This is a genomic window from Paenibacillus sp. CF095, assembly GCF_900101225.1.
GTDB lineage: Bacteria > Bacillota > Bacilli > Paenibacillales > Paenibacillaceae > Paenibacillus.
In genome coordinates this window covers 2,882,082-2,906,769 of the sequence record NZ_FMZN01000001.1, presented here as the reverse complement: position 1 = coordinate 2,906,769, position 24,688 = coordinate 2,882,082, and the positions used below count along the sequence as shown (strand labels likewise).

At 45.8% G+C, this 24,688-nt stretch carries 22 protein-coding genes; 21 read left to right on the top strand and 1 reads right to left on the bottom strand.

The genetic code is table 11. The annotated features are described in order from the left end of the window. Positions 1–6 precede the first annotated feature (6 nt). The 6 genes from BLS69_RS12600 to BLS69_RS12580 all read left to right on the top strand — a co-directional run bounded on the left by BLS69_RS12600 (position 7) and on the right by BLS69_RS12580 (position 5,329). Positions 7–2,064: a hypothetical protein gene (locus tag BLS69_RS12600; RefSeq protein WP_091031927.1), complete on the top strand. Its 2,058-nt coding sequence runs from the start codon at positions 7–9 to the stop codon at positions 2,062–2,064. Then, on the top strand, positions 2,061–2,372 hold the full coding sequence (locus BLS69_RS12595) for an EscU/YscU/HrcU family type III secretion system export apparatus switch protein (RefSeq protein ID WP_036609395.1): 312 nt from the start codon (positions 2,061–2,063) through the stop codon (positions 2,370–2,372). The genes BLS69_RS12600 and BLS69_RS12595 overlap by 4 nt, the downstream gene beginning before the upstream one ends. After that, positions 2,366–2,764 carry a YraN family protein gene (locus BLS69_RS12590; protein WP_091031924.1) on the top strand — a complete coding sequence of 133 codons (399 nt, stop codon included), beginning with the start codon at positions 2,366–2,368 and terminating at the stop codon, positions 2,762–2,764. The genes BLS69_RS12595 and BLS69_RS12590 overlap by 7 nt, the downstream gene beginning before the upstream one ends. Positions 2,765–3,086: 322 nt before the next feature. Continuing rightward, positions 3,087–3,248, top strand: coding sequence for a paeninodin family lasso peptide (locus BLS69_RS31880; protein ID WP_143023572.1), 162 nt, complete (start codon positions 3,087–3,089; stop codon positions 3,246–3,248). Positions 3,249–3,612: 364 nt separating this feature from the next. After that, a complete protein-coding gene (locus tag BLS69_RS12585) occupies positions 3,613–4,491 on the top strand; it encodes a carboxypeptidase-like regulatory domain-containing protein (RefSeq protein ID WP_371129044.1) in 879 nt (292 codons plus the stop codon). A gap of 286 nt (positions 4,492–4,777) precedes the next feature. After that, positions 4,778–5,329, top strand: coding sequence for a nitroreductase family protein (locus BLS69_RS12580; RefSeq protein ID WP_091031919.1), 552 nt, complete (start codon positions 4,778–4,780; stop codon positions 5,327–5,329). 243 nt (positions 5,330–5,572) lie between these two features. On the opposite strand, the gene BLS69_RS12575 is transcribed toward BLS69_RS12580, so the two are convergent. Then, positions 5,573–7,183, bottom strand: a complete 1,611-nt coding sequence (locus BLS69_RS12575; RefSeq protein WP_091031917.1) for a YifB family Mg chelatase-like AAA ATPase — start codon at positions 7,181–7,183, stop codon at positions 5,573–5,575. Positions 7,184–7,660: 477 nt separating this feature from the next. Between BLS69_RS12575 and BLS69_RS12570 the strand changes: the two genes are divergently transcribed. The 15 genes from BLS69_RS12570 to fliI all read left to right on the top strand — a co-directional run bounded on the left by BLS69_RS12570 (position 7,661) and on the right by fliI (position 24,687). Continuing rightward, positions 7,661–8,116, top strand: coding sequence for a MarR family winged helix-turn-helix transcriptional regulator (locus tag BLS69_RS12570; protein ID WP_076208912.1), 456 nt, complete (start codon positions 7,661–7,663; stop codon positions 8,114–8,116). A 243-nt stretch (positions 8,117–8,359) separates the two neighbouring features. Further along, positions 8,360–9,520 (top strand): ADP-forming succinate--CoA ligase subunit beta, encoded by a 1,161-nt coding sequence (gene sucC, locus BLS69_RS12565; RefSeq protein WP_091031915.1) that lies wholly within the window; start codon positions 8,360–8,362, stop codon positions 9,518–9,520. Between the two features lie 63 nt (positions 9,521–9,583). Next, positions 9,584–10,513 (top strand): succinate--CoA ligase subunit alpha, encoded by a 930-nt coding sequence (gene sucD / locus BLS69_RS12560; RefSeq protein ID WP_036609382.1) that lies wholly within the window; start codon positions 9,584–9,586, stop codon positions 10,511–10,513. 244 nt (positions 10,514–10,757) lie between these two features. Then, a complete protein-coding gene (dprA, locus tag BLS69_RS12555) occupies positions 10,758–11,888 on the top strand; it encodes a DNA-processing protein DprA (RefSeq protein WP_091031913.1) in 1,131 nt (376 codons plus the stop codon). A gap of 116 nt (positions 11,889–12,004) precedes the next feature. After that, entirely contained in the window at positions 12,005–14,104 is a 2,100-nt protein-coding gene (gene topA, locus BLS69_RS12550; protein WP_091031911.1) for a type I DNA topoisomerase, read from the top strand. A gap of 56 nt (positions 14,105–14,160) precedes the next feature. Further along, a complete protein-coding gene (gene trmFO, locus BLS69_RS12545) occupies positions 14,161–15,504 on the top strand; it encodes an FADH(2)-oxidizing methylenetetrahydrofolate--tRNA-(uracil(54)-C(5))-methyltransferase TrmFO (RefSeq protein ID WP_371129043.1) in 1,344 nt (447 codons plus the stop codon). Positions 15,505–15,530: 26 nt separating this feature from the next. Beyond that, the gene (gene hslV, locus BLS69_RS12540; protein ID WP_076208907.1) at positions 15,531–16,073 is read left to right on the top strand and encodes an ATP-dependent protease subunit HslV; all 543 of its coding nucleotides are present in this window, start codon (positions 15,531–15,533) and stop codon (positions 16,071–16,073) included. Between the two features lie 115 nt (positions 16,074–16,188). Then, positions 16,189–17,589, top strand: coding sequence for an ATP-dependent protease ATPase subunit HslU (gene hslU / locus BLS69_RS12535; protein WP_047842474.1), 1,401 nt, complete (start codon positions 16,189–16,191; stop codon positions 17,587–17,589). A 953-nt stretch (positions 17,590–18,542) separates the two neighbouring features. Continuing rightward, the gene (flgB, locus tag BLS69_RS12530) at positions 18,543–18,950 is read left to right on the top strand and encodes a flagellar basal body rod protein FlgB (RefSeq protein WP_076208905.1); all 408 of its coding nucleotides are present in this window, start codon (positions 18,543–18,545) and stop codon (positions 18,948–18,950) included. Positions 18,951–18,956: 6 nt separating this feature from the next. Next, positions 18,957–19,406 carry a flagellar basal body rod protein FlgC gene (flgC, locus tag BLS69_RS12525; RefSeq protein ID WP_017689191.1) on the top strand — a complete coding sequence of 150 codons (450 nt, stop codon included), beginning with the start codon at positions 18,957–18,959 and terminating at the stop codon, positions 19,404–19,406. 58 nt (positions 19,407–19,464) lie between these two features. Then, positions 19,465–19,776, top strand: a complete 312-nt coding sequence (gene fliE, locus BLS69_RS12520; RefSeq protein ID WP_017689190.1) for a flagellar hook-basal body complex protein FliE — start codon at positions 19,465–19,467, stop codon at positions 19,774–19,776. A gap of 137 nt (positions 19,777–19,913) precedes the next feature. Continuing rightward, positions 19,914–21,497 (top strand): flagellar basal-body MS-ring/collar protein FliF, encoded by a 1,584-nt coding sequence (gene fliF, locus BLS69_RS12515; protein WP_036609370.1) that lies wholly within the window; start codon positions 19,914–19,916, stop codon positions 21,495–21,497. Between the two features lie 11 nt (positions 21,498–21,508). After that, positions 21,509–22,525 carry a flagellar motor switch protein FliG gene (fliG, locus tag BLS69_RS12510; protein ID WP_047842476.1) on the top strand — a complete coding sequence of 339 codons (1,017 nt, stop codon included), beginning with the start codon at positions 21,509–21,511 and terminating at the stop codon, positions 22,523–22,525. Further along, a complete protein-coding gene (locus BLS69_RS12505) occupies positions 22,518–23,381 on the top strand; it encodes a FliH/SctL family protein (RefSeq protein ID WP_091031907.1) in 864 nt (287 codons plus the stop codon). The genes fliG and BLS69_RS12505 overlap by 8 nt, the downstream gene beginning before the upstream one ends. Further along, on the top strand, positions 23,368–24,687 hold the full coding sequence (gene fliI, locus BLS69_RS12500) for a flagellar protein export ATPase FliI (protein WP_036609365.1): 1,320 nt from the start codon (positions 23,368–23,370) through the stop codon (positions 24,685–24,687). Before BLS69_RS12505 ends, fliI begins: the two co-directional genes overlap by 14 nt. Position 24,688: the final 1 nt, after the last annotated feature.

Genomic DNA, 24,688 nt, shown 5'->3' with positions numbered 1-24,688 from the left:
AGAGATTTGAATATCGGTTCCATGATAAAGGGGTTAATGGGAGATAGTAAGCCCGGCAATGCCAAACCGCTTGAATTAAAGGAAGGTCAGGTGGTTCGTGGCTCCGTCGTTAGTGTATCCGATGATGGGGGAGAAGCAGTTCTGCAGATTCAAGGTGTGCAGGTACGCGCCAAGTTGGAGACTCCACTCCGTCCGGGTGAGACCACGTTGCTTCAAGTGCAGCCTCCAGGTGAAAATGGCATAACGGTAATGAAACCTATGTCCGGAACACTTGCTGAGCTGCCACAAGCTTCGCTGAACAACCTGCTTAAAGATGTAGGACTGCCGGATACAAAAGGGAACCGGGAACTTTTACTTGCCATGCAGCGTAGCGGAGTGCCGCTAACGAAGGATAATGTGGCTATGGTCCAGAATATGATGACTGCCAAACCTGCACAGGTCCCTGTGGAAGAATGGGTGCAGGCGACAGGGATTGCTTTTCAGCGTGGCCTTCCGGTTACGGCGGAAACAGTAAAAGGATTACACCAGACGGTGTTTGGCCCCCCTTTGCATCAGTTGTTAAGCGGGTTGGCTGACCAGTTGGAAACGATGCTGACACAAAAAACAGGTAAACCGGTATTGCCTGGAGAACAATCTGCTACGTTGAAACCAGCAGTCTTGGCTGGTGCACCTGCTGTACCAAATGCATCACAGACGGAAGAAGGATTGGCTGTATCAGGTAATGGTCGTCAGGTGACTGTAACCGGAACACCTGCTTTGTCAACGCAACAAGGACAAGCGGCATTGGCAGGATCTATATCCATGACGGATGGCGGGGCAGAGGATGCAGGTACTGTGATGAAAGGAAACCAGCAGACCGTCGCAGGCGCAGGAAATGCTGAAGCCGGGGCCAAGGCAGTTGCCAGCAACGTTGAAACGGCTGGCAAAGGAGGTGCGGGTATTCCGCCTGGAACCGGAATACCCGGAGAGAGCCCGCGCGGTGCTGACGCGGGCCAAGTCGGGAGCCGCCCGGGTACACCAGGGGCGGCAGCTGAATCTGTGGCTGGCCGTGCAAGTGCAGGCCAGCCTGAAGCAGGCGCGGCCGGGCGAACTGACGGCCGCGCTGAAACGCCTGCTGCTGCGGGGACTCCGTCCGCAGCAGGCCAGGCGGCGCCAGCAGCGCCTACGGCAGCGCAGCTGGCGCCCAAGCTGCTGGCGCTGCTGGACGCCCTGCGCAGCGCGTCCACTGCCGCACCGGCACAGCCTGGTGCGGCAGTACAGGCCGCCCCTGCATCGCAGGGCGGCCAGGCGGCTGCGGCTGCCGGAGGCGTGCCGCAGCCGTTGCCAGCCGGCGCTGATGCGCCGCCGGCTGGCGGTAGTGCCGCAGCACCTGCGGGAGCTGCGGCAGTGCACGCGCCTGTCACCCACGAGGGGGACCCGTGGGTGGGGCGCGTGCTGAAGCTGCTCGGTGCGGAGCACGAGCAGCAGGCCGTTCACGGCGCGGCTGCGCAGCCGCGCGTGGGGGATGCGGCGAGTCCGGCGAATGCGGACACGCTGAAGGGTTTGCTGCTGCAGCTTGCCAGCAGCGAAGGTGCACCGGCGGCGCTTAAGGATGCCGCCGGACAAGCGGTGCAATATCTGACAGGTCAGCAGTTATTGCTGACGACAGATCGCAGTGCTACATTTGCACAGATGCACTGGTTTATTCCGATCACTGGACCGGACGGGGAAGAAACGGCGTCTGTTCAGATTCAATCACGTCGTGGACCTCGTGGTGAGCTGGATGCGTCCAACTGCCGTCTATGGTTTGATCTGGATATGAAAAGTCTTGGGCCTACTCTGGTAGATGTCCATGTGGTTAATAACATTGTCAGTCTGCGTGTATTAAATGATCGCGAAGGAATGGGACCGCTCCTGGAGAGCGGACGAGAGGTAATCCATCAGGCATTGGACAAGCTGGGCTATCAACTGCTGACCTTCAAGGCGGAACCGTGGCCTGTGGGGCAGGAACCGGGCGCGGAACGAAAAACGCGGGCCTCGGACTATAGTCCTGAACGATACAAAGGGGTGGACTTGAAGGTATGAAAGACGAGTCGTCACAACCGGACCTGCTTTCCAAAAAGGCGGTTGCCCTAAAGTATGTCCCTGGAGAGAGTGAAGCACCTGTTGTTGTAGCCAAGGGGCGCGGCAAAGTGGCAGAAGCCATTCTGGATAAAGCCAGAGAAAACGGCGTGGCTGTTCAGGAGGATGCAGCACTTGTGGAGGTGCTCTCCAAATTGGATCTGGATGAACAGATTCCGGCAGAACTGTATCAACTGGTCGCAGAGGTGCTAACGTATGTCTACCGTGCAGATCGAATGGCCTCAGGACGTGAGGAAAATGAGTCATGGTAGAACGTAGATTGGGTCAGGAGCCAGGATTTAAGCTCACACGACAGCAGAAAGGCCGATTAGGTGAAGAGGCTGCCTGTCAATGGTTGCGAGAGCACGATTATCGGATCATTAGACAGAACTGGCGTTGCCGTAGCGGTGAGATTGACATCATTGCTTCCTGCGAGGGCCTGATTGTCTTTGTGGAAGTAAGAAGCAGAAGTGGAGCCGCTCAGTACGGTACACCTCAGGAATCGGTTGATATGCGTAAAATGCAGCAGGTACGTTCAACCGCATCTGTGTATTTGCAAATGACGGGAGAGACGGAACTTCAGATCCGTTTTGATGTAATTGCCGTAATGCTTGATCAAGCAGGGGAGACTGTCTCTGTGAATCATATTGTTAATGCTTTTTAAGAATTACACTCGAAGTTATTGCTGTATTGATTGATACTAAATGTATCTTTGTTTAATGTGAGTCGATTAGTTATTTCGAAGTACAAGTTTAATTATGTCTTATCTTTGCATTCGTTTTAGTTTTGAATTAGTTAATATACTAAGGTCGTAGTTCCTCTTCATACAGGAACTGCGGCTTTTTTTGATTTAAGTATAGAATCATAAAAAAGAGGAAAGAGCAATGATGATAAAATCATTATATTTCAGAATTTTTAGATACAAATCGTATCATTTATAATAAAATAAGAACGTTGAAAAATTTAAAAAGAGGTTGGTGGGATGTATGGAAGAGCTTCAGAACGCTTCGAGCAACACGGTAAAAAGAGTATGGGAGTGTCCTCGGATGGAAGTGCTGGATATCAGCGAGACCATGAACGGTGGACAGGGGATTTGGCAATATGTTTGGGACGGAGAATTCTGGAAACTTGAGCTTATGGTCAGTTAATTAAAGAGGCTAAAGAGGAATGTTTGATCCATAAAAATAAATGGTGAGGTGTAGTGAGAAGATGCAGACAAGTATCAAATGGATAATTCGACTAAGTACACTATCTTTATGTTTCGTTTTGTTTGGAATCATGTATTCTGGAGTTTCTTATGCAGCAGATCCGTCTACACAGGCAAAAATATCAGGTAAAGTTACTGATCTTGAAGGGTTTCCTATCCAGGATGCAACAATCAAGTATTCCCTTAGATATCAAGGGGAAGAAACTGAAAAAAGCGTAAAGACAGATAGTACTGGAAGTTATTCTATACTTGAGTCTGTCCAGGATTATACGGAAATTAGTTTTATAATTGAAGCAGAAGGCTATGTGACTGACAGGCACCGTAATACCTACTATTTGTCAGAAGGGGAACAGATTCTGGTTAATTTCGAGCTATATGAACCTTCTACGATTGTAGGGTCTGTAACCGATCAAACAGGCAAACCGATTCCAGATGCCCTGGTCAAAGTAACAGGGGCCTTGGATCGCCCGGTTAAAACAGATCAGAAAGGTCGGTATGCCGTTACTGGGCTTGATTTCGACTACAATCCGAACATTGCGATCTGGGTAGATTCTGCGGATTATATGCTTTATGAACAGGATCGTTTGAATGTTCAGGCTGGAAAAACCTTAATCGTAGATGTTGTTTTGACAGAAGCCGCACATGTACGGGGGAAAGTAGTAGATGAGGCGGGCAATCCAGTGAGTGGAGCTAAAGTGAATGCCGGAGGCTTGGCAACAACAACAACGGATGCTCAAGGGAATTATTTCATAAAGCGCGTGCCAACAGGCACCATAACTATAACGGGAGAAGCAGCAGGGTACTTAAAATCGACTCAGAACATTCCCCTCGTACAAGGAGATCATAATACGTTTAATATCGTACTTAAGAAAGATGCAGATATTACACCTCCAGTAACCAAGTACAGATTAGTTCCTATTACAGATACTGTGAACGGGAAGGTGTACATTAAAGGATTTACATTCAGACTTCAGGCAACGGACGAAGTCAAAGGTTCGGGCGTTAAAACAACGCAATATCGAATCAATGGGGGAGCATGGAACACGTATGAAGGACCCGTCAAGTTTTATGCTCCCGATGTCAAGGTGGTAGAATACTATAGTACAGATGTTGCAGGTAACCAGGAGAAGTACAACAAAATGGATTTTGTTAATGGCACATTTGAAGGCGCTGGTTCATATTGATTCATCATTGATATGATAGTGTGATTTGTATAAGATGCTAATTTAATTAGACGGCTCCGACATGATGATCGCCCTCGGTAGATCAGGATTCGGAGCCGTCTTTACCGTTTTTAATACCTGTAGCCCTAGTAGTCGAGGCCTTCCCTTTGAATCTCGTGAACAGAAGGGTGTATAATCAAGGATGTAATCTGGCGTTTTAATCTTTTGATTTGTCATAAACGAATTGTTCCAGACCGTAACCTATCGTTACGGTTACAAATCATATTATAAACAGGAGGTACGGCCGATGAGTGAAGCTACGAAAACAACAAATGAAGTTAGAAATGCGATTCAAAACCGTCGTACGGTGAAAAAATTCAAAAAAGAAGCTGTTCCTACACAGCAGATTATAGAATTGCTGGACACCGCAGTCTGGGCTCCTAACCATAAACTGCGTGAACCTTGGAGATTTTTGTTGTTTACCGGAAATGGACGGAAGAAACTGGCTGAGGCTATTGACGCAGAAATGGGAGAAGACAACAAATTCTCAGCCAATATTATGCAAGTTCCATCCGTTATGCTTGTCGTGCTGGAAGAAGATCCAAGACAGAATATCTGGGACGAAGACTTCGCTGCGGTCAGTGCATTGGTTCAGAACTTTATGCTTGCAGCCTGGAGTGAAGACATTGGAACGTTCTGGGTGACCAAGCCATTCTTGTACGCCCCCAAATTCCGCAAACCGCTTGGAATAGAGGCGGGAGAGAAGATTGTAGGCATGATTTATATGGGATACCCTGATGTTATTCCTTCCGCCAAAGAACGCACACCAGCTAAGGACAAACTCACTCTTTTTGAATAATAAATTATTTGTAGACCTTAGCTATATACGATCCCCTTATGTTACAGGGAAATTTACGTACAAGTTCCTTTCTTCACAGAAGAGAAGGGCTTGTACGTTTTTTGTCATGTTGGCATATCCGCATTGTAGAATCTCTATAAGGAATCCTTCTCGATCTTCCTCTGCTGTCTGCAGTTTCATGCCCATATCACTGCCTTTGGGTAAATCGGGCTGTTCTTTCCTCCATATGCTTCTAAAATAGCTTCAAAATAAATTAAGATCCAGTTGACGATACTGGATGGCTTCAGCCACATGAGCTGTCACAATTTCACCTTCATGGTCCAGATCGGCAATTGTCTGTGCCATCTTGATAATCCGATCATGTGCCCGCATGCTCAGGTTTAACGTTTGCAAGGTTTGCTCTAACAGTTGCTCTGCCTCTTGGGGGAGATGGATCGTCCGTCGCAAAAGCGTGCCCGAAAGCTGGCTATTCCAACGAACCAGACTTTTGGCATAACGTGTAGCCTGAATTTGATGAGCATGGATCACTTTTGTCTGCATTTCTTCAGAGGAAGGGGAAGCAGCAGACTTGCGCCACTCGCCTGGTGGAGGAACCTCAACCTGAAGATCAATGCGGTCCAGAAGTGGTCCTGAAATTTTGGCTCGGTACGCGGCAACACGGGCTGGACTACATATGCAGCGTTGCTCCTCCGAATGAGCGGACAAATATCCGCAGGGACAGGGATTCATGGAACATGCAAGCATGAACTGGGCCGGAAAGGTGAATGCAGCGCGTGCCCGACTAATTGTCACTGTGCGATCCTCTAACGGCTGCCTTAATACCTCCAGCACTTGACGCTGGAATTCAGGTAATTCATCCAGAAACAATATGCCCCGGTGGGCAAGGCTCACTTCACCCGGTTTTGGGATACCACCGCCTCCAATCAGACCAGAGGTGGATATTGTATGGTGAGGGGAGCGAAAAGGTCTATCTGCAATCAGGCCTTGAGGCGCTTCTTTCAATTTGCCTGCGGCACTTAATACTTTGGTTACTTCTAACGCTTCATCTTCTGACAAAGGTGGAAGGATGGTAGGCAACCGTTTGATTAACATCGTTTTGCCCGTGCCTGGCGGTCCAACGAGCAGTATATTATGCATGCCAGCTGCAGCGATCATAAGCGCACGTTTTACATGGTGCTGCCCCAGAACATCGCTATAGTCATCTACCAGTAATGGAGTCTGTCTCGTCTTTTTATCCATTTTCTTCTGTGGCCTATCTGTTATAGGAGAAGCGAGGTGTGCATAATTTTTCAATACGACTGGTCCTGCATTCGAATTATTTGGTATTCCCACTGAACTAGCGCGTTCATCTGGGTTTTCCGGAGCAATATCCTGTAAATGACGAATGCCAAACACCTGGATACCTCGAATCAGTGACGCTTCCTCTACGTTATCGAAAGGCAGAAGCACGGAAGTAAAGCCTTGTCGTTTGGCCAGATCCACCATGGACAAAATGCCGGGCACGGACCTGATCGAACCGTCCAACGCCAGTTCGCCAACCACTAGTGTCCGTTCCTGGGGAGGAAGTACAAGCTGGCCGCTTGTCATAAGTAAACCAATAGCAATGGCTAGATCAAAGGAAGATCCTTCCTTGCGCAGATCAGCGGGAGCCAGATTAATTGTGATCCGCTGTAAAGGATACTGATATCCGCAGTTTTTAATCGCTGCACGAACACGTTCAACGGCCTCTCGAATGGCTGAATCCGGTAAACCGATGATGGATGTCTGTGGCAGACCATTGGATAAATCGGTTTCCACCTCGATCAGAACGCCATCGATTCCGTACAAACACGCACTGTGTAATTTTCCGTACATGACAAAGAAACACCTCACTCGATTCTTGACTCCGCATAATACGGGCCAGTCTACGAATTAAGGTGCTTCCTCAGCTTCTATTAAGCATTTTATATAAAAGGAATCATGGAGTCAACCAGTCATTATCATTGCTGTAGTCATCTCTCCGGATCCCTGAATTTTATTTCTGGAAGGAAATCATTAAATAGCTTTGGCGAAAATAGTTAAGTATAAACTTTCATTATGATTATTAAATTTGACCCGAGAAAGCGTGAATCTGTTCGCTGGACTTAGCTATTATTGTTGTTAAATCATGGGGATGTACTGCTGATTTTCTATCTATATTTATATTTTACACAATCTAATTTATCATAATTAAATTGAATAGTAAAATCATTTGTGCTCAATTATTCTGTTTTTTTTCTAATTTGTGATAAGATAGATTTATAGTTCCTTTTTTATAAGGAATAGAATGCACAATAGGCAGGTGAGAAAGATATGCAGACTGACAGTTTGAAGCTGGATAACCAATTATGCTTTGCCATATATGCTTGTTCACGTGAGATTACGAAGATGTACCAGCCTTATCTGGAGGTGCTCGGCGTAACGTATTCACAGTATCTGGTTCTGATGGTATTGTGGGAACGTGAAGAATGTACGGTTAAGGAGATCGGGGAGGCACTCTATCTCGATTCGGGAACATTGACACCACTTCTCAAACGGTTGCAGTCAGCAGGACTTATTAATCGTGAACGCTCTGCTCAGGATGAACGAAAAGTATTAATTACATTAACCGACTCCGGCCGTGAGCTGCGGAACAAGGCATTGTCCATCCCTGAATCCATTCAGGGAGATGCGTGTTTGAACAGTACAGAGTTTGAAGCTTTGCTGGGTCAGTTCAAAGGGTTGCTGGAGAAAGTTCACCAAACCAACACTAACGCAGCCAAAAAATAAAATGTAGTTTTACATCAAGGAAACCTTAGCTTTTAGCTGAGGTTTTTTCCATATATACCCAAGCATTCACAATATGGGATCATACTCATATCAAAATACTGTCTATTAACCATTAATTTTTTAAGGAAAGCGTTTTAAAAACGTGTTACAATGAATTGGGTTTAAGTGAAAATAGTCAACATTTGTCTTTTGTTAGTCTACCAACCCGCCTTGTTGCAGTCATGTTGATAGGAGGATTCGAGAATGAATATCCATGAATATCAAGGAAAAGAAGTACTGAAACAGTATGGAGTTACCGTTCCAAATGGAAAGGTTGCTTATACAGTCGATGAAGCGGTTGCGGCCGCAGAGGCACTGGGCAGTCCGGTGACTGTTGTTAAAGCGCAAATTCACGCAGGTGGCCGGGGTAAAGCCGGCGGCGTAAAAGTGGCGAAGAGTACGGATGAAGTTCGTGCCTATGCTTCCGAAATTCTGGGCAAAGTATTGGTAACACACCAGACTGGACCAGAAGGCAAAGAAGTGAAACGTCTTCTGATTGAAGAAGGATGCGATATCCGCAAAGAGTATTATGTGGGTGTTGTTGTGGACCGTGCCACAGGCCGTGTAGTTATGATGGCTTCCGAAGAAGGCGGTACTGAGATTGAAGAAGTAGCTGAAGCTACACCTGAGAAAATTTTCAAAGAAATTATTGACCCTGCCATTGGATTGCAAGTGTTCCAGGCCCGTAAACTGGCTTACAGCATTAAGATTCCGAATGAACTGGTGAACAAAGCTGTTAAGTTCATGCTCGCGCTGTACACTGCATTTGTCGAAAAAGATTGCTCTATTGCCGAGATCAATCCTCTCGTTGTTACCGGAGATGGAAACGTTATCGCGCTAGATGCGAAATTAAACTTTGACTCCAACGCCCTGTTCCGTCACAAAGACATTTTGGAACTGCGTGACCTGGATGAAGAGGATGAAAAAGAAATCGAAGCTTCCAAATACGACCTCAGCTACATAGCACTTGATGGCAACATCGGCTGTATGGTCAATGGTGCGGGACTTGCGATGGCAACGATGGACATTATCAAATACTACGGTGGAGACCCGGCCAACTTCCTTGACGTTGGGGGCGGTGCAACAACGGAGAAGGTGACTGAAGCATTTAAGATCATCTTGTCCGATGCCAAAGTAGCTGGGATCTTTGTTAACATTTTCGGTGGCATCATGCGCTGTGATGTTATCGCCAATGGTGTTGTTGAAGCCGCGAAGCAGCTTGGCCTGACCAAACCGCTGGTTGTTCGTCTTGAAGGAACTAACGTGGAGCTTGGCAAACATATTCTGGGTGAATCTGGCCTGAATATCGTTCCTGCTGATTCCATGGCCGATGGTGCACAGAAAATTGTTGCCCTCGTAAAATAAGTTCATTCCTTAGTACCGGAGCTGTCCGGGAATTGAAAAATAACCGTAAGGATGTGAAGCAACGTGAGTATTTTGATCGATAAAAATACAAAAGTCATTACGCAAGGCATTACGGGTTCAACGGGAATGTTCCACACGAAGGGCGCATTGGACTATGGAACCCAGATGGTAGGCGGAGTTACACCGGGTAAAGGCGGAACTAATGTGGATATCACGTTGGAAGACGGTACAGTAGCTAGTCTGCCGGTGTTTAACACTGTACAGGAAGCGAAGGAAGCTACAGGCGCAACAGCGAGCGTCATTTATGTTCCTCCTGCATTTGCAGCAGATTCCATTATGGAAGCTGTTGATGCTGAGCTGGACCTCGTAATCTGTATTACAGAAGGTATTCCGGTTCTTGACATGATCAAGGTTGACCGCTTCATGGAAGGTAAAAATACCGTCCTGATCGGACCAAACTGTCCAGGTGTCATTACACCAGGCGAATGTAAAATCGGTATCATGCCTGGTTATATCCATATGGCAGGGCACGTAGGCGTTGTTTCCCGTAGTGGAACACTTACCTATGAAGCCGTTCATCAACTGACGACACGTGGCATTGGACAATCTTCTGCTGTAGGAATCGGGGGAGACCCTGTAAAAGGCTCCGAGTTCATTGATATCCTCAAACGGTTCAATGAAGATCCACAGACTCATGCGGTCATCATGATTGGTGAGATTGGTGGTACAGCTGAAGAGGATGCTGCAGATTGGGTACGTGAAAACATGACTAAACCGGTTGTTGGCTTTATCGGTGGCGTAACAGCGCCTCCAGGCAAACGGATGGGCCATGCTGGCGCTATTATCTCTGGCGGTAAAGGTACAGCCAAAGAGAAAATTGCGAAGCTGGAATCATGTGGAATCAAAGTAGCACCAACTCCTGCTGAGATGGGTTCGACTTTGGTGAGTGTACTTGAGGAACGCGGTATTTTGAATTTGTGCACGACACATTAATTCTTTTTCGTTATAATAGAAGAAACGGCTCGGAAATGATCTATTTCTGGTAGACCGACTATTATGATTACGGAAAAGGTAAGCAACCTTTTGTCCTTGAACAGGGCGAAGGGTTGCTTTTTTGCGTTTTTTTACGGGAAAAGGGTGAGGAATTGTCTCTCATCTGCGTAAACGCTTGCATTCCGTGGTCACTTAACACACAATATGAGGGAAGATACTCTTCCCGCTCTGGGAGGTTTATGGTATGGAAGAACGATGGATCTTGTTTGGGTTACATGAGATGGAGGGTATTGGTAAAAAAACAATCTCGAAACTGATTCTGGGACAACATGAATTACCCGAACTATTGAATTATGGGGAAAGCGACTGGGTCGCAGCAGGTTTGCGCAAAGATCAGGCTGCACGTTTGACTAGCCAATTTACTATCGACTGGATTGAGAGTAAAAGAGAACACGTTTACAATCAGGGGATAGAGGTTATTACTTATCTGGATCAGAATTATCCCATATTAATGAAGGAAACCGTTCAGCCTCCCTGGGTAATGTATGCTCGAGGGGATGTTAGTTTGCTACACAATTCGTCTATTGCCATGGTGGGAACTCGTATGCCGACTGTGTATGGCCGCAAAGTTGGAGAAAAGCTGGCAGAGCAATTATGCAATGCAGGACTGACGATTGTAAGCGGGCTTGCCCGCGGTATTGATAGCGTGTGTCATGAGGCAGTATTACGAGCTAAAGGAAAAACGATTGCAGTATTCGGAACCGGGATTGATAATATTTACCCACCCGAAAATACAAGCCTCGCCGAGCGAATCGCGGATACGGGTCTGCTTTTGTCGGAATATCCACCAGGTACGAGAGCGCGCCAGGGATTATTTCCGGAACGGAATCGAATCATTGCCGGTCTGACACTGGGAACATTGGTTGTTGAGGCTGACATTCGCAGTGGTTCACTCATTACAGCAGATGCTGCGCTTGAAGCAGGCAGGGATGTATTTGCAGTCCCTGGACCTATTACATCGCCGAAAAGTCGGGGAGCACACAATCTTATCCGTCAAGGGGCCAAATTGGTCACTTGTGCAGCAGATGTATTGGAAGAGTATCGATTGGGCTTGCCAAATGCAGAACAACTTCCTTACAATAGAGGACGTTCGACCGAAACAACCGAGCCTTCCGGGCGAGGGATATTCGCTGAGGTTAAGCTCTCTCCAGATGAACAACGCGTGATTTATCTGTTGGAACAGGGAGAACAATCATTGGATCAACTGGTTGAGCTGCTTGGTTGGGATTTTGGACATTTGCATTCAGTTCTGTTATCTTTAATCATAAAAAAGCAGATTAGCCAATTACCAGGCACTAAATACGCGAGGGTATGACGAAGCTACAACCTACGTAGTGCGTGGAAATATATAATTAGCAGAAGTTATTAACTATGCATAAGCTTACAGAAACAGTTTCATGACAGTTTCATGACTGAGAGGAGGATGAACCTATGGCGGATGCACTCGTAATCGTGGAGTCGCCCTCAAAGGCGAAGACGATAGGCAAATATTTAGGCAGCAAGTTCATCGTAAAAGCTTCGATGGGACATGTTCGCGATTTGCCAAAGAGTCAGATCGGCGTTGAGGTAGAGAATGATTTTAATCCGAAATATATTACGATCCGCGGCAAAGGTTCAATTTTGAAAGAACTGAAGGATGCACGGAAGAAAGTGAAAAAAGTGTATCTCGCAGCTGACCCGGATCGCGAAGGTGAGGCTATTGCATGGCATTTGGCCCATGCCCTTGAACTGGACGATACGGCAGATTGCCGGGTTGTATTTAATGAAATTACAAAACAGGCGGTCAAAGATGCGTTCAAAACGCCGCGGAAAATCAATATGGATTTGGTTAACGCGCAGCAGGCAAGACGTATTCTGGATCGGCTCGTTGGATATAAAATTAGTCCGTTATTATGGAAGAAAGTGAAAAAAGGTTTGTCTGCAGGCCGGGTTCAGTCCGTGGCTGTTAAAATCATTTTAGATCGTGAAAATGAAATTGATGATTTTGAGCCGGAAGAATACTGGAGCATTACGGCCAAACTTACAGCAGACGGCAATCCGTTTGAAGCCAAGTTTCATAAACTGAACGGGGCCAAAACAGAGCTGGGCAGTGAAGCGGAAGTGCAAGCGATCCTGAAACAGATCGAAGGTGCAGACTTTACGATCAAGGAAGTTAAAGAGAAAGAACGGAGCCGTAACCCTTCCGCCCCGTTTACGACGAGTTCTCTGCAACAGGAAGCGGCGCGTAAATTGAATTTCAGAGCTTCCAAGACGATGTCGGTTGCCCAACAACTATATGAAGGTGTAGACCTTGGAAAAGAAGGCACAGTAGGTCTCATCACGTATATGCGTACGGACTCCACACGAATTGCGGCATCTGCACAAGAAGAAGCCAAAGAATATATCGTTGGTAAGTATGGTGAGCCATTTGCACCTGAGACTCCACGAAACTATTCCAAAAAAGCAGCTAATGCTCAGGATGCGCATGAAGCAATTCGTCCAACTTCAATTCTGCGTGACCCTGACTCAATCAAGTCATTCATGAGTCGCGATCAGTTCCGGTTGTATAAACTGGTATGGGAACGTTTTGTAGCGAGCCAGATGTCTTCGGCTATCCTGGATACACTCTCTGTAGATATTGCTGCGGGGGACACCATTTTCCGTGCAGCAGGTTCGAAGGTACGGTTCCAAGGTTTCATGAAGGTATATGTTGAAGGAAACGACGATGGTACAACCGATGAAGATCGTCTGCTGCCTCCGTTGAAAAGTGGAGATGTGCTTGAGAAGCAGGAGATTGAGCCAAAACAGCATTTTACACAACCGCCACCCCGGTATACGGAGGCAAGGTTGGTTAAGACGCTTGAGGAATTGGGGATAGGGCGTCCGAGTACATATGCGCCAACACTGGAGACCATTCAGAAGCGCGGATATGTTGCGATAGAGGAAAAGAAATTCATGCCAACGGAGCTTGGTGAACTGGTCATTGAACAGATGGAAGAGTTTTTCCCGGAAATCCTGAATGTAGAGTTCACCGCAAACATGGAAGGTGATCTTGACCATGTGGAGGAAGGTTCCGAGGATTGGGTCAAAGTACTCGCAGAATTCTATGAATCTTTTGAGAAACGGCTTGAGTTTGCGGAAGAAGAAATGAAAGAAATCGAGATTGAAGACGAAGTTTCGGATGAGATCTGTGAGAAGTGCGGCAAACCGCTGGTTTATAAACTCGGACGTTTTGGCAAGTTTCTTGCGTGCTCTGGCTTCCCTGATTGCCGGAATACCAAACCGATTATCAAGGATATCGGCGTGACTTGTCCGAAGTGTAAGGAAGGTCATGTTGTTGAGCGCCGTAGCAAAAAAGGACGTATTTTCTACGGTTGTGACAAATATCCTGAATGTGATTTTGTCTCATGGGACAGACCTTCAGCCAAACCATGTCCAAGTTGCGGATCGCTAATGATTGAAAAGCGGAACAAAAAGGGAGCACGATTGCAGTGTACTTCATGTGATCATCAGGAGCCGGTGGATGAACCGGATGACGAATCAACAGATTAGTATATATGTGAATCAATTCAATTATAGTGAAATATGAAATTGCTTTATGGGGGTAAATGATTTTGACAAATGAACAACAAGTAACCGTTATTGGTGCCGGGCTGGCAGGAACAGAAGCGGCCTGGCAGATTGCAAGTCGCGGCGTACGCGTAAAATTATACGAGATGAGACCTGTTGTGAAAACGCCAGCTCATCATACGGATAAATTTGCAGAACTGGTATGTAGCAACTCGCTACGTGCGAATGGATTGACGAATGCAGTAGGTGTGTTAAAAGAAGAAATGAGAATGCTCAATTCTCTTGTATTGTCAGCAGCAGACAAACATGCAGTTCCCGCAGGTGGGGCGCTTGCTGTGGACCGGGATGGATTTTCAGGTGAGATTACATCCACGTTGCACCAGCATCCGCTCATCGAAGTGGTGAATGAGGAACTAACTGCTCTGCCGGAAGATGGCATCGTTGTTGTTGCAACGGGGCCGCTGACTTCACCAGCATTGTCTGAGCAAATCAAGGCACTAATGGGGGAAGAGTATTTCTACTTCTATGATGCAGCTGCACCGATCATCGAAAAAGATTCAATTGATATGAACAAAGTGTATCTGGCTTCCCGTTATGATAAGGGTGAAGCGGCATATCTGAACTGTCCGATGACAGAAGAAGAGTTTGATGTCTTCTATGAAGCTCTCATTACTGCTGAAGTCGCTCAATTGAAAGAGTTCGAGAAAGAAATCTACTTTGAAGGCTGTATGCCAATCGAAGTGATGATGAAACGCGGAAAACAGACGGCTCTGTTTGGACCTATGAAACCGGTAGGTCTGGTTAACCCTCATACAGGAGAGTTGCCACATGCGGTTGTTCAGCTTAGACAGGACAATGCAGCTGGAACCCTGTATAACTTGGTGGGCTTCCAGACGCATCTGAAATGGGGAGAACAGAAACGTGTCTTTTCCCTTATTCCTGGACTTGAAAATGCAGAGTTCGTTCGTTATGGCGTAATGCACCGTAATACATTTATTAACTCTCCTAAACTGCTTCTTCCGACGTATCAGTTTAAAGAGCGTCCAAACCTGTTCTTTGCAGGTCAGATGACGGGTGTAGAAGGATATGTGGAATCTGCTGCATCAGGGCTGATTGCCGGCATGAACGCAGCCAAAGCAGCACTTGGGCAGGAACTGGTGGTATTGCCGGTAGAAACAACACTTGGCAGTATGGCTCAGTATATTACAACGGCTGACTTCAAGCACTTCCAACCAATGAACGCAAACTTTGGTTTGTTGCCGAAGCTTGAAACGAAGATTCGTAACAAAAAGGAAAAAAATGAAGCTCTTGCACAGCGTGCACTGGATGGCATTACCAGTTTTGCTGCGGCAGAAGGTCTAACTGTTCCAGAACGCGTATAAATTATTCGTGGGAGGATGCTGATATCATGGATATGTCATTTCATGCTACAACGATCTGTGCTGTTCGTCATAATGGTAAGGCTGCAATCGCAGGAGATGGTCAGGTGACCATGGGCCAAAGTGTTGTGATGAAGAATACAGCCAAGAAGGTAAGACGTTTGTACCGCGGACAGGTTGTTGCTGGCTTTGCTGGTTCTGTGGCGGATGCGATCACCCTGTTTGAGAAATTCGAAGGTAAGCTGGAGGAGCACCATGGTAACTTGCAGCGTGCTGCTGTAGAGCTTGCCAAGGACTGGCGTCAGGATCGGATCTTGCGTAAGCTTGAGGCACTGTTGATTGTGATGGACAAATCAGGTATGCTGCTCATTTCAGGCGGCGGGGAAATTATCGAACCGGATGATGACGTTATTGCTATCGGATCAGGTGGAAACTTTGCCTTATCTGCTGCACGTGCGTTGAAACGTCATGCAGTAAACCTGGAAGCGAAAGATATTGCGCGTGAATCACTTCAGATTGCCTCGGAGTTATGTGTATATACCAATAGTAATATTATTGTAGAAGAGTTATAAGCCAAAGAAATCTCCCGTAGTGGAGCATGATTCTGTAATCTGCTCCAGGACGTCTAGGGGATTCTTTGTCCTTGTTAGGTAAAATAATTCAACATACTGGTAGGAGGGAAGCAATATGAATACTCAAGCGTTAACACCGAGACAGATTGTTGCAGAGCTTGACAAGTATATTGTAGGTCAAAAGAAAGCTAAAAAATCGGTAGCCGTGGCCCTTCGTAATCGTTATCGGCGTAGCCTTTTACCTGAACACACTCAGGACGACATTGTGCCTAAAAATATCTTGATGATTGGACCTACCGGTGTGGGTAAAACGGAGATCGCCCGTCGCCTCGCTAAACTGGTAGGTGCGCCATTTGTGAAAGTGGAAGCTACCAAGTTCACTGAAGTAGGTTACGTTGGCCGTGACGTTGAATCGATGGTGCGGGATCTGATTGAGACATCACTGCGGATGGTGAAGCTGGAGCGGACTGAAAAAGTGAAAGACAAAGCTGAAGAAGCTGCCAACGAACGAATTGTACATATTTTGGCTCCTTCACAGTCTAAGTCCAAGAGTCAGCGCAATCCCTTTGAGATGATCTTTGGCAATAATGGTAACAACGTTCAGGAGCAGGATGAGCCAGAACCGGATACAGGAGTTGCGGAGCGTCGACGCAAGATCAAGTTTGATCTGTTGTCCGGCAAGTTGGAGGATGACATCATTGAGATTGATGTAGAAGACACTGCTCCTAACATGATGGACATGTTTGCTGGTCAAGGTAATGATCAGATGGGCATGAACATGCAGGAGATGTTTGGTAGCTTGTTGCCTCGTCGTACGAAAAAACGTAAACTCGCTATTAAAGAAGCGCGTAAAGTGTTGATCCAGGAAGAAGCAGGGAAATTGATCGACATGGATGATGTTACCCAGGAGTCCATTCGCCGGGCGGAGCAGACAGGTATCATATTCATAGATGAAATCGACAAGGTGGCCAGTCAAGGGCGCGGTAGTGGTCCTGATGTGTCCCGCGAGGGTGTGCAACGTGACATACTGCCTATCGTCGAAGGTTCAACGGTAATGACGAAGTATGGCCCTGTCAAAACCGATTATATTCTGTTTATGGCAGCTGGAGCATTCCACGTCGCCAAACCTTCTGATCTGATTCCTGAGCTTCAGGGGCGCTTCCCAATTCGTGTGGAACTAAGTAGTCTTACACTGGAGGAGTTTGTATCCATTCTGACTGAACCGCAAAATGCATTGACCAAGCAGTATGTTGATCTACTGCGCACCGAGAATATTGAGATTGAGTTCTCGGATGAGGCCATTCGCGAGATTGCCAAATTGGCCGAATCCGTCAATCAAAATACAGAAAATATAGGTGCACGTCGACTGCATACGATTCTTGAGAAGCTTTTGGAGGATCTATCCTTTGAGGCACCTGAGCTTACACTGGAACGTATGGTGATCACTCCGGAGTATGTCCGGGAGAAATTAAATGATATTGCGCTTGATCGTGATTTGAGTCAGTATATCCTGTAACATGGAACTAGCAATGTAGTTGTTAAAATGATGTTATAAATGAACGGTATGCAAGAAAGTAGAGAACATTTGTGTGATCCACAAAGGCTCTCTTACTTGACGCATATCGTTTATTTTTGTTTCTAGCTAAAGGATTTCGATGTTACAACCGATAAAAGATGTGGGGTTGTTATACGGATCGACAAAACCTAGGACTTGTGCCGCATGTATACGAAGTTAAAACCTATCGGAGTGGTAGTTATTCTTCGTTTACATACCCAATGATTCCCATTAAAAGAATTTTTCTTATTCCAAGTCTGGTCATCGGTTTAGTCGATAGATTGGTAAATGTTGCGTAAATGCGCAAAATGATGAATTGTTGAAAAGTGTGAAGCCACTAATTGTTTTCTTAAAATTAAAATATATAGACGCCGCTTAATTGTTAAGAAAGTGTTGTGTAGGAAGGTCGAGTTTTCTTCATCATTGAAAGATAACTTGTCAATTGATTAATATATAGCTTTGTATGTATACCTATCATATTGTCCATAAACCCTTACTACAACGGCAAAAAATTCTAACATTATCAACTATGAAATATTCGGAAATATACATAATTACGGGCGTTGTAAGCTCATGTTGAGACTTGAAAGTTTTTTTTTATTTTAAGAATGTTTAAGAACAATAAGGGAGAGTATTAACATACTTTTGTTTTGGGCCCGAACATTTACGAAAAAATTCATAATTTGCAGAAAATACACAAAAAGCCCCGTCTTTCAGAAAAGATAGGGCTTTTTTCTTATTGTAATAAATCCCAAACTCGAAGAAACTTATGTTATACGACAACATCAGAGTTAATTCTACTTAAGTCCTAGAAAACCGTGTAAAGACGAATGTTTTTGTCGAAAAAAACATAAGAATTTTCAAGGGAAAAGATTCAATCTTTTTCCATTACTTCTAAAGAGAGGAGGGGGATTGTGAATCTTTTAAACGATATCAGCTTTAAAAGATTGCAAGGTGCACTCGATGCGTCCAATATCAGACAACGAACGATTGCTGACAACATCGCGAACGCCGATACCCCGTATTTCAAGCGCTCGAACGTTTCTTTTGAAGAAATGTTGCAAGGGCAAATGAATGGAGATATGCCTGTTCTTAAGGGTAAAGTAACTGATGCAAGGCATTTTGTCATAGGTCCTTCCTCTTCCGTACCAACGCCAGTAGTTAATATGGACCAGTCAACCTCCATGAATAACAACGAAAACAATGTCGATATAGACAGAGAAATGAGTCTTCTGGCGGAGAATCAGTTGCGTTATAACGCTTATATTCAGCAAGTGAACGAACAAATTAAAATTATGCGTGTTGGCGTGGAAGGGAGATAACCTAAATTGAACATTAGTAATAGTTTTAGTATCAGTAGCTCAGCTCTGACAGCCCAACGGTTGCGGATGGACGTCATATCTTCCAACATTGCCAACGCAGAGACGACGCGCGCGAGCGTATCCAATGGTGAAGCGGTCCCTTACAAACGTAAAATGGTTGTGCTTGAGCCGAATAAAACGTCATTTGGTACGATGCTGCAAAATCAGATGAGAGGTAGCGGTTCAGGAGATGGCGTTAGAGTAACGGAGATTCGCGAGGATCAGTCACCTTTGAAGCCTGTATATGACCCTTCTCATCCGGATGCCAATGCAGAAGGATATGTATTTATGCCTAATGTGGATATTGCGAAAGAAATGGTCGACATGATCTCTGCTTCGCGTTCTTATGAAGCAAACGTAACAGCACTGAATTCAACCAAAGCGATGATCTCCAAAGCTTTGGAGATTGGAAGATAATCTGCTTTGAAATGAAAATAAGAAAAATACAAACCAGGGATGAAGGGGAGGGACATTAATGATTCAGAACAACATGTTTAGCACACAGGGGATACAACCGCTACAGATGAAGAGTGCAACCGAAAGTAAGCCTTCTACACCAGCCGAAACCATTCAGAGCTTCGGTACATACTTACAGAATGCATTAGGGTCCGTCGCAGCACAGGAGGCTCAATCGCATGAAATGTCGAATCAATTTTTGGTCGGCAAAGCGAATGTGGATCAGGTGATGATTGCTTCAGAACAGGCCTTGTTAAGCCTACAACTCACAACTCAAGTCCGAAACAAAGTGGTCGAAGCATACCAGGAAGTTATGCGAACGCAGTTATAAAATAACCTACTTGCGCTTCGATAATAGCGCTGATCATTACAACAAAGCAGCTGCGATGCTGCTCCTGATCGTCAACCTATGAAACGGCGAGGGTTGAGTAAGGACAGACTAAGCAAAGTTTCGGATGGGGTGACAGAGTGAATGAGAGAATCGCCCAGTACAGGGATAAGGCATCCCAGTATTGGAATAGTTTTAGCAAAAAGCAAAAAGTATTATTTATATCCACCTTCCTGTTCCTGATTTTGGCTGCTGTTGTACTCACGATGCAATTGTCCAAGACGGAATATGAAGTAGCTTTTACAGATTTGAATGCAAGTGATTCAGCGGGCGTGATCAGTTATCTCGATTCATCTAGCATTCCATACAAATTAAGTTCAGATGGCAAGACCATATCCGTACCGAGTACAAGTGTTGCAATTGCAAAGGTGAATGTTGGATCTCAAGGGATTATTCAGAATGGTTCATTAGGGTATAAGTCATTCGAGGAGTCATCATCGCCGATCGGGATGACGGATAAAGAGTTTGATGTAAAGTACAACAACGCTATAAACGGAGAAGTTGAACAGTTACTTCAGCGGATGCAAGGGATACAGGATGCTAAAGTACTCGTTAATATGCCGAAAGATAACATCTTTGCTGGTTTAGAAGAACAAGACAAAGCATCAGCATCGGTAGCTCTTCAATTCAAACCGGGTTATCACCCCAATCAGGCAGCGGTAGATGGCTACTTTAACTTGGTTAAAACTGCAATTCCTAATCTGCCTGTTGAGAACATCACGATTACGAACACAGATGAAGCAGAATTGATTCCAACTGCTCGAGGTGGCAGTGGCGGGTTGTCTTCCGAAGTTCAAGAAAACATGGCATTACAGAAAAAGTTTGAAAACGATGTCCGTAATAACGTAAAGCAATTCCTTTCCCAGATTGTAGGCGAAGACAAAGTTAATGTTTTGGTAGCCTCCAAGCTTAATTTTGACAAAGAAACACGTAAGGAAAATCTGGTCACACCTGTTGATGTAGATAATATGAAAGGCATCGAGATCAGTGTGCAGGAGATTCAAAAGAGCTACACTGGCGCAAGCAACCCAACAGGTGGTGTTGCTGGCACAGGACAAGAGGAAGTTCCGGGTTATCCATCATCTGATGCAACCGGTAACTCTACCTCCGAAGAATCATCAAGCACTATAAACTACGATGTTAATCGAATTGCCAAGGATATCATTTCCAGTCCGTATACTGTAAAAGACTTAACCATTAACGTTGCAGTTGAACCACCGAATGGAGAAACAGAATTACAGGGACCGGTTCAGGACGCAATTGAGAACATTTTGGTTAACATTGTTCGTGCTTCACTGGCAGACTCAGGCACTGTAATAAGTGACGCCGATCTGACAAAGAAAGTTTCAGTCATGTCACAAGGATTCCAGACTGCCTCTGCAGACAATACAGGTTTCCAGCTTTCCTCAACGATGATGTGGGGTGGAGGCGCACTCATAGCGGCATTGATCGCAGCGGTAGTTATTTTGTTAGTACGCCGTCGCCGCAAACAAAACGAAGTCGAAGAAGAAGAGATTCCTCTTCCAATAGCAACAGAGTTCCCGTCCATTACGCTGGACAGTGTAACGAACGAAAGTCAGGTGCGCAAACAATTGGAGAGTTTGGCCAAGAAAAAGCCAGACGAATTCGTCAATCTGCTGCGTACATGGCTGGCTGACGAATAGAGGTGAGCGCATTGGCAAAGGCAAGCAGTCAAGGTTTGACTGGCAGACAAAAAGCAGCAATATTGTTGATTACATTAGGTCCGGAAGTATCGGCTCAGATCTTCAAACATCTGCGTGATGAGGAGATTGAGCAACTTACGTTGGAGATTGCCAACGTGCGCAAGGTTGATTCTTCCGAAAAGGACATGATCATGGCCGAGTTTCATCAGATCTGTCTGGCGCAGGAATATATCTCTCAGGGCGGTATCAATTATGCGAGAGAAATCCTGGAGAAAGCTCTGGGTTCTTCAAAAGCACTTGAAGTCATTAACCGTTTGACAGCTACGCTGCAAGTCAGACCGTTTGACTTTGCACGCAAAGCTGATCCAAATCAAATTTTGAACTTTATTCAGAATGAAAGTCCGCAAACGATCGCGCTGGTTCTTTCTTATCTTCAGTTCGAACAAGCTGCGGCGATTCTGTCATCCTTGCCACAAGAGAAACAGGCAGATGTCGCTCGCCGGGTGGCTGTTATGGATAGTACTTCGCCTGAAGTTATCTCTCAAGTGGAGCGGGTTCTGGAACAGAAACTATCTTCTACCGTAACGCAGGATTACACGAATGCGGGTGGTATCGAATCGATCGTTCAGATTCTGAACGGAGTCGATCGGGGTACAGAGCGTACCATTTTGGACTCACTTGAAATTCAGGATCCAGAGCTTGCAGAGGAAATCAAAAAACGCATGTTTGTATTCGAAGATATCGTCAATGTGGATGATCGTTCGATCCAGCGTATTATCCGGGATATCGACAACGCAGATCTGCAACTTGCACTCAAGGTGGCAAGCGAAGAGGTTCGGGATGCTGTGTTCCGGAACATGTCGAAGCGTATGTCCGAAACCTTCAAAGAAGAGATGGAGTTCATGGGGCCTGTGCGATTACGTGATGTTGAGGAAGCTCAGACACGTATCGTAGGAACGATACGCAGATTGGAAGAAGCCGGTGAGATCATTATCGCACGCGGTGGAGGAGATGATATCATTGTCTAATTTGATTAAATCTTTCCAGTATGTACCCGTTGATGACCGCAAAAAACTTGAAAATCATCATCATTATGGTGGTACTGAGGAGTCTGAAACGGAATTATACGGTGACAGTGCTGAAGGTTCTGAAGCAGAAACGCTTCAAGCACGCGTGGACGAAGAAACACAACGTCTTACCGCAGAAATGCTGGAAGATGCCAAGGAGTTTGCAGAAAAGCAAGTACGTGAAGCTTCAGAAGAGGCAGAGCGCATGCTTCAAGAGGCCCGTGAACAGATCGACAGCTGGTGGCAGGAACAACGACAACAGGATGAACATCTGACTGAAGCGCTTCGTTCACAAGGTTTCCAACAGGGTTTTGAAGAAGGCAAAGTACAAGCTGAACTGGATCTCCAGGTGCAGATCGAAAAGATGATGATTGAAGCCCAGGAAGTGCTCAAGGAAGCTTATGTAGCTAAAGATCAGATCATTCAGGAAGCCGAACCGTTCCTCGTGGAGCTCGCTTGCGGGATCGCTGAGAAAGTCATTGATAAGCAACTTACCATTGAACCCGATCATACATTGGAACTGATTCGTCAGAGTTTGTCACGTAAACGGGAGCAGGGTTTGATCACACTCTGTGTGGCACCTGATCAGTTTACATTTGTACAGGCAGCTCGTGAAGAATTGTCTCTGTCCATTGACTCTCAAGCAGAATTGCAGATTTTGCCTGATTCAACTGTCAAAGATAAGGGATGTGTCATTCGTTCTTCGTTCGGAAGTGTAGATGCGAGAATTGATACACAGCTTGCTGAGATTAAAAAAGAACTGGTCCGCATAGCACTTGAGGATGAGGAGCGAAGAAATCAACATGAAGGTTCTTAGTTCACAGCGATATATGGAACATTTGCGCCAATTCGATCCTGTTCGTATTAACGGCAAAGTTACTCAGGTCATTGGTCTTATGGTGGAGTCAGAAGGGCCAGATGCAAGTATCGGTGACGTATGTTATATCTATCCTGGTAAATCGGCCAAGCCTCTTCAAGCCGAAGTTGTTGGGTTTCGAGATAACAAAGTGCTGCTTATGCCACTGGGTGAACTTCAATCCATCGGTCCTGGTTGCGATGTAGTAGGTACGGGGAAACCACTCGGCGTTCAGGTAGGCTCCGAATTGCTCGGTAAAGTATTGGACGGACTTGGACAACCGCTGGACGGTTCCCTCCTTCCGTCAAGAATGCCAATGTACTCTACCTCCAATACGCCGGTCAATCCAATGGATCGTCCACGTGTACTTGAAACGATGGGTGTTGGTGTAAGAGCTATCGACGGATTGTTGACCGTAGGTAAGGGACAGCGTGTAGGTATTTTTGCCGGTTCTGGTGTTGGTAAGAGTACATTGATGGGTATGATTGCTCGTAATACAGCAGCAGATGTCAATGTCATCGCGCTTGTGGGTGAGCGTGGACGTGAGGTGCGCGACTTTATTGAACGGGATCTGGGTCCGGAAGGACTGGAACGCTCCGTAGTGATTGTTGCAACTTCAGATCAGCCTGCCCTGATTCGGATTAAGGGAGCAGTTATTGCGACCACTATTGCAGAGTATTTCCGAGATCGTGGAATGAACGTGATGCTCATGATGGATTCGGTAACCCGATATGCTATGGCACAAAGGGAAGTGGGTCTTGCCGTAGGTGAACCTCCGGCAATGAGAGGATATACGCCATCGGTTTTTGCAAGTTTGCCCAAACTGCTTGAACGGGCGGGTACAGGACCTACCGGTTCGATTACAGCCTTTTACACCGTTCTGGTCGATGGGGATGACATGAATGAACCAATCGCGGATGCGGTAAGGGGTATTCTGGATGGACACATTGTGTTAAATCGATCCATTGCAAATAAAGGTCATTTTCCGGCGATTGATGTGCTAGCCAGCATAAGTCGTGTTATGAAGGATATTGCTCCGGAAGAGCAGTTGGAAGCCGTTAATAATATGAAACGTTTGATGGCTGTGTACAAAGAATCGGAAGATTTGATCAATATTGGGGCTTACCAGCGGGGATCAAATGCAGCCATAGATGAATCGATAGATCAGATTGATAGTATATGGAACTTTACCAAGCAGAAAGTCGACGAGAAAGTCACCTTAAGTGAAGTACAGGAACGTTTGATTCTTGAATTTGCAAGGAGATGAA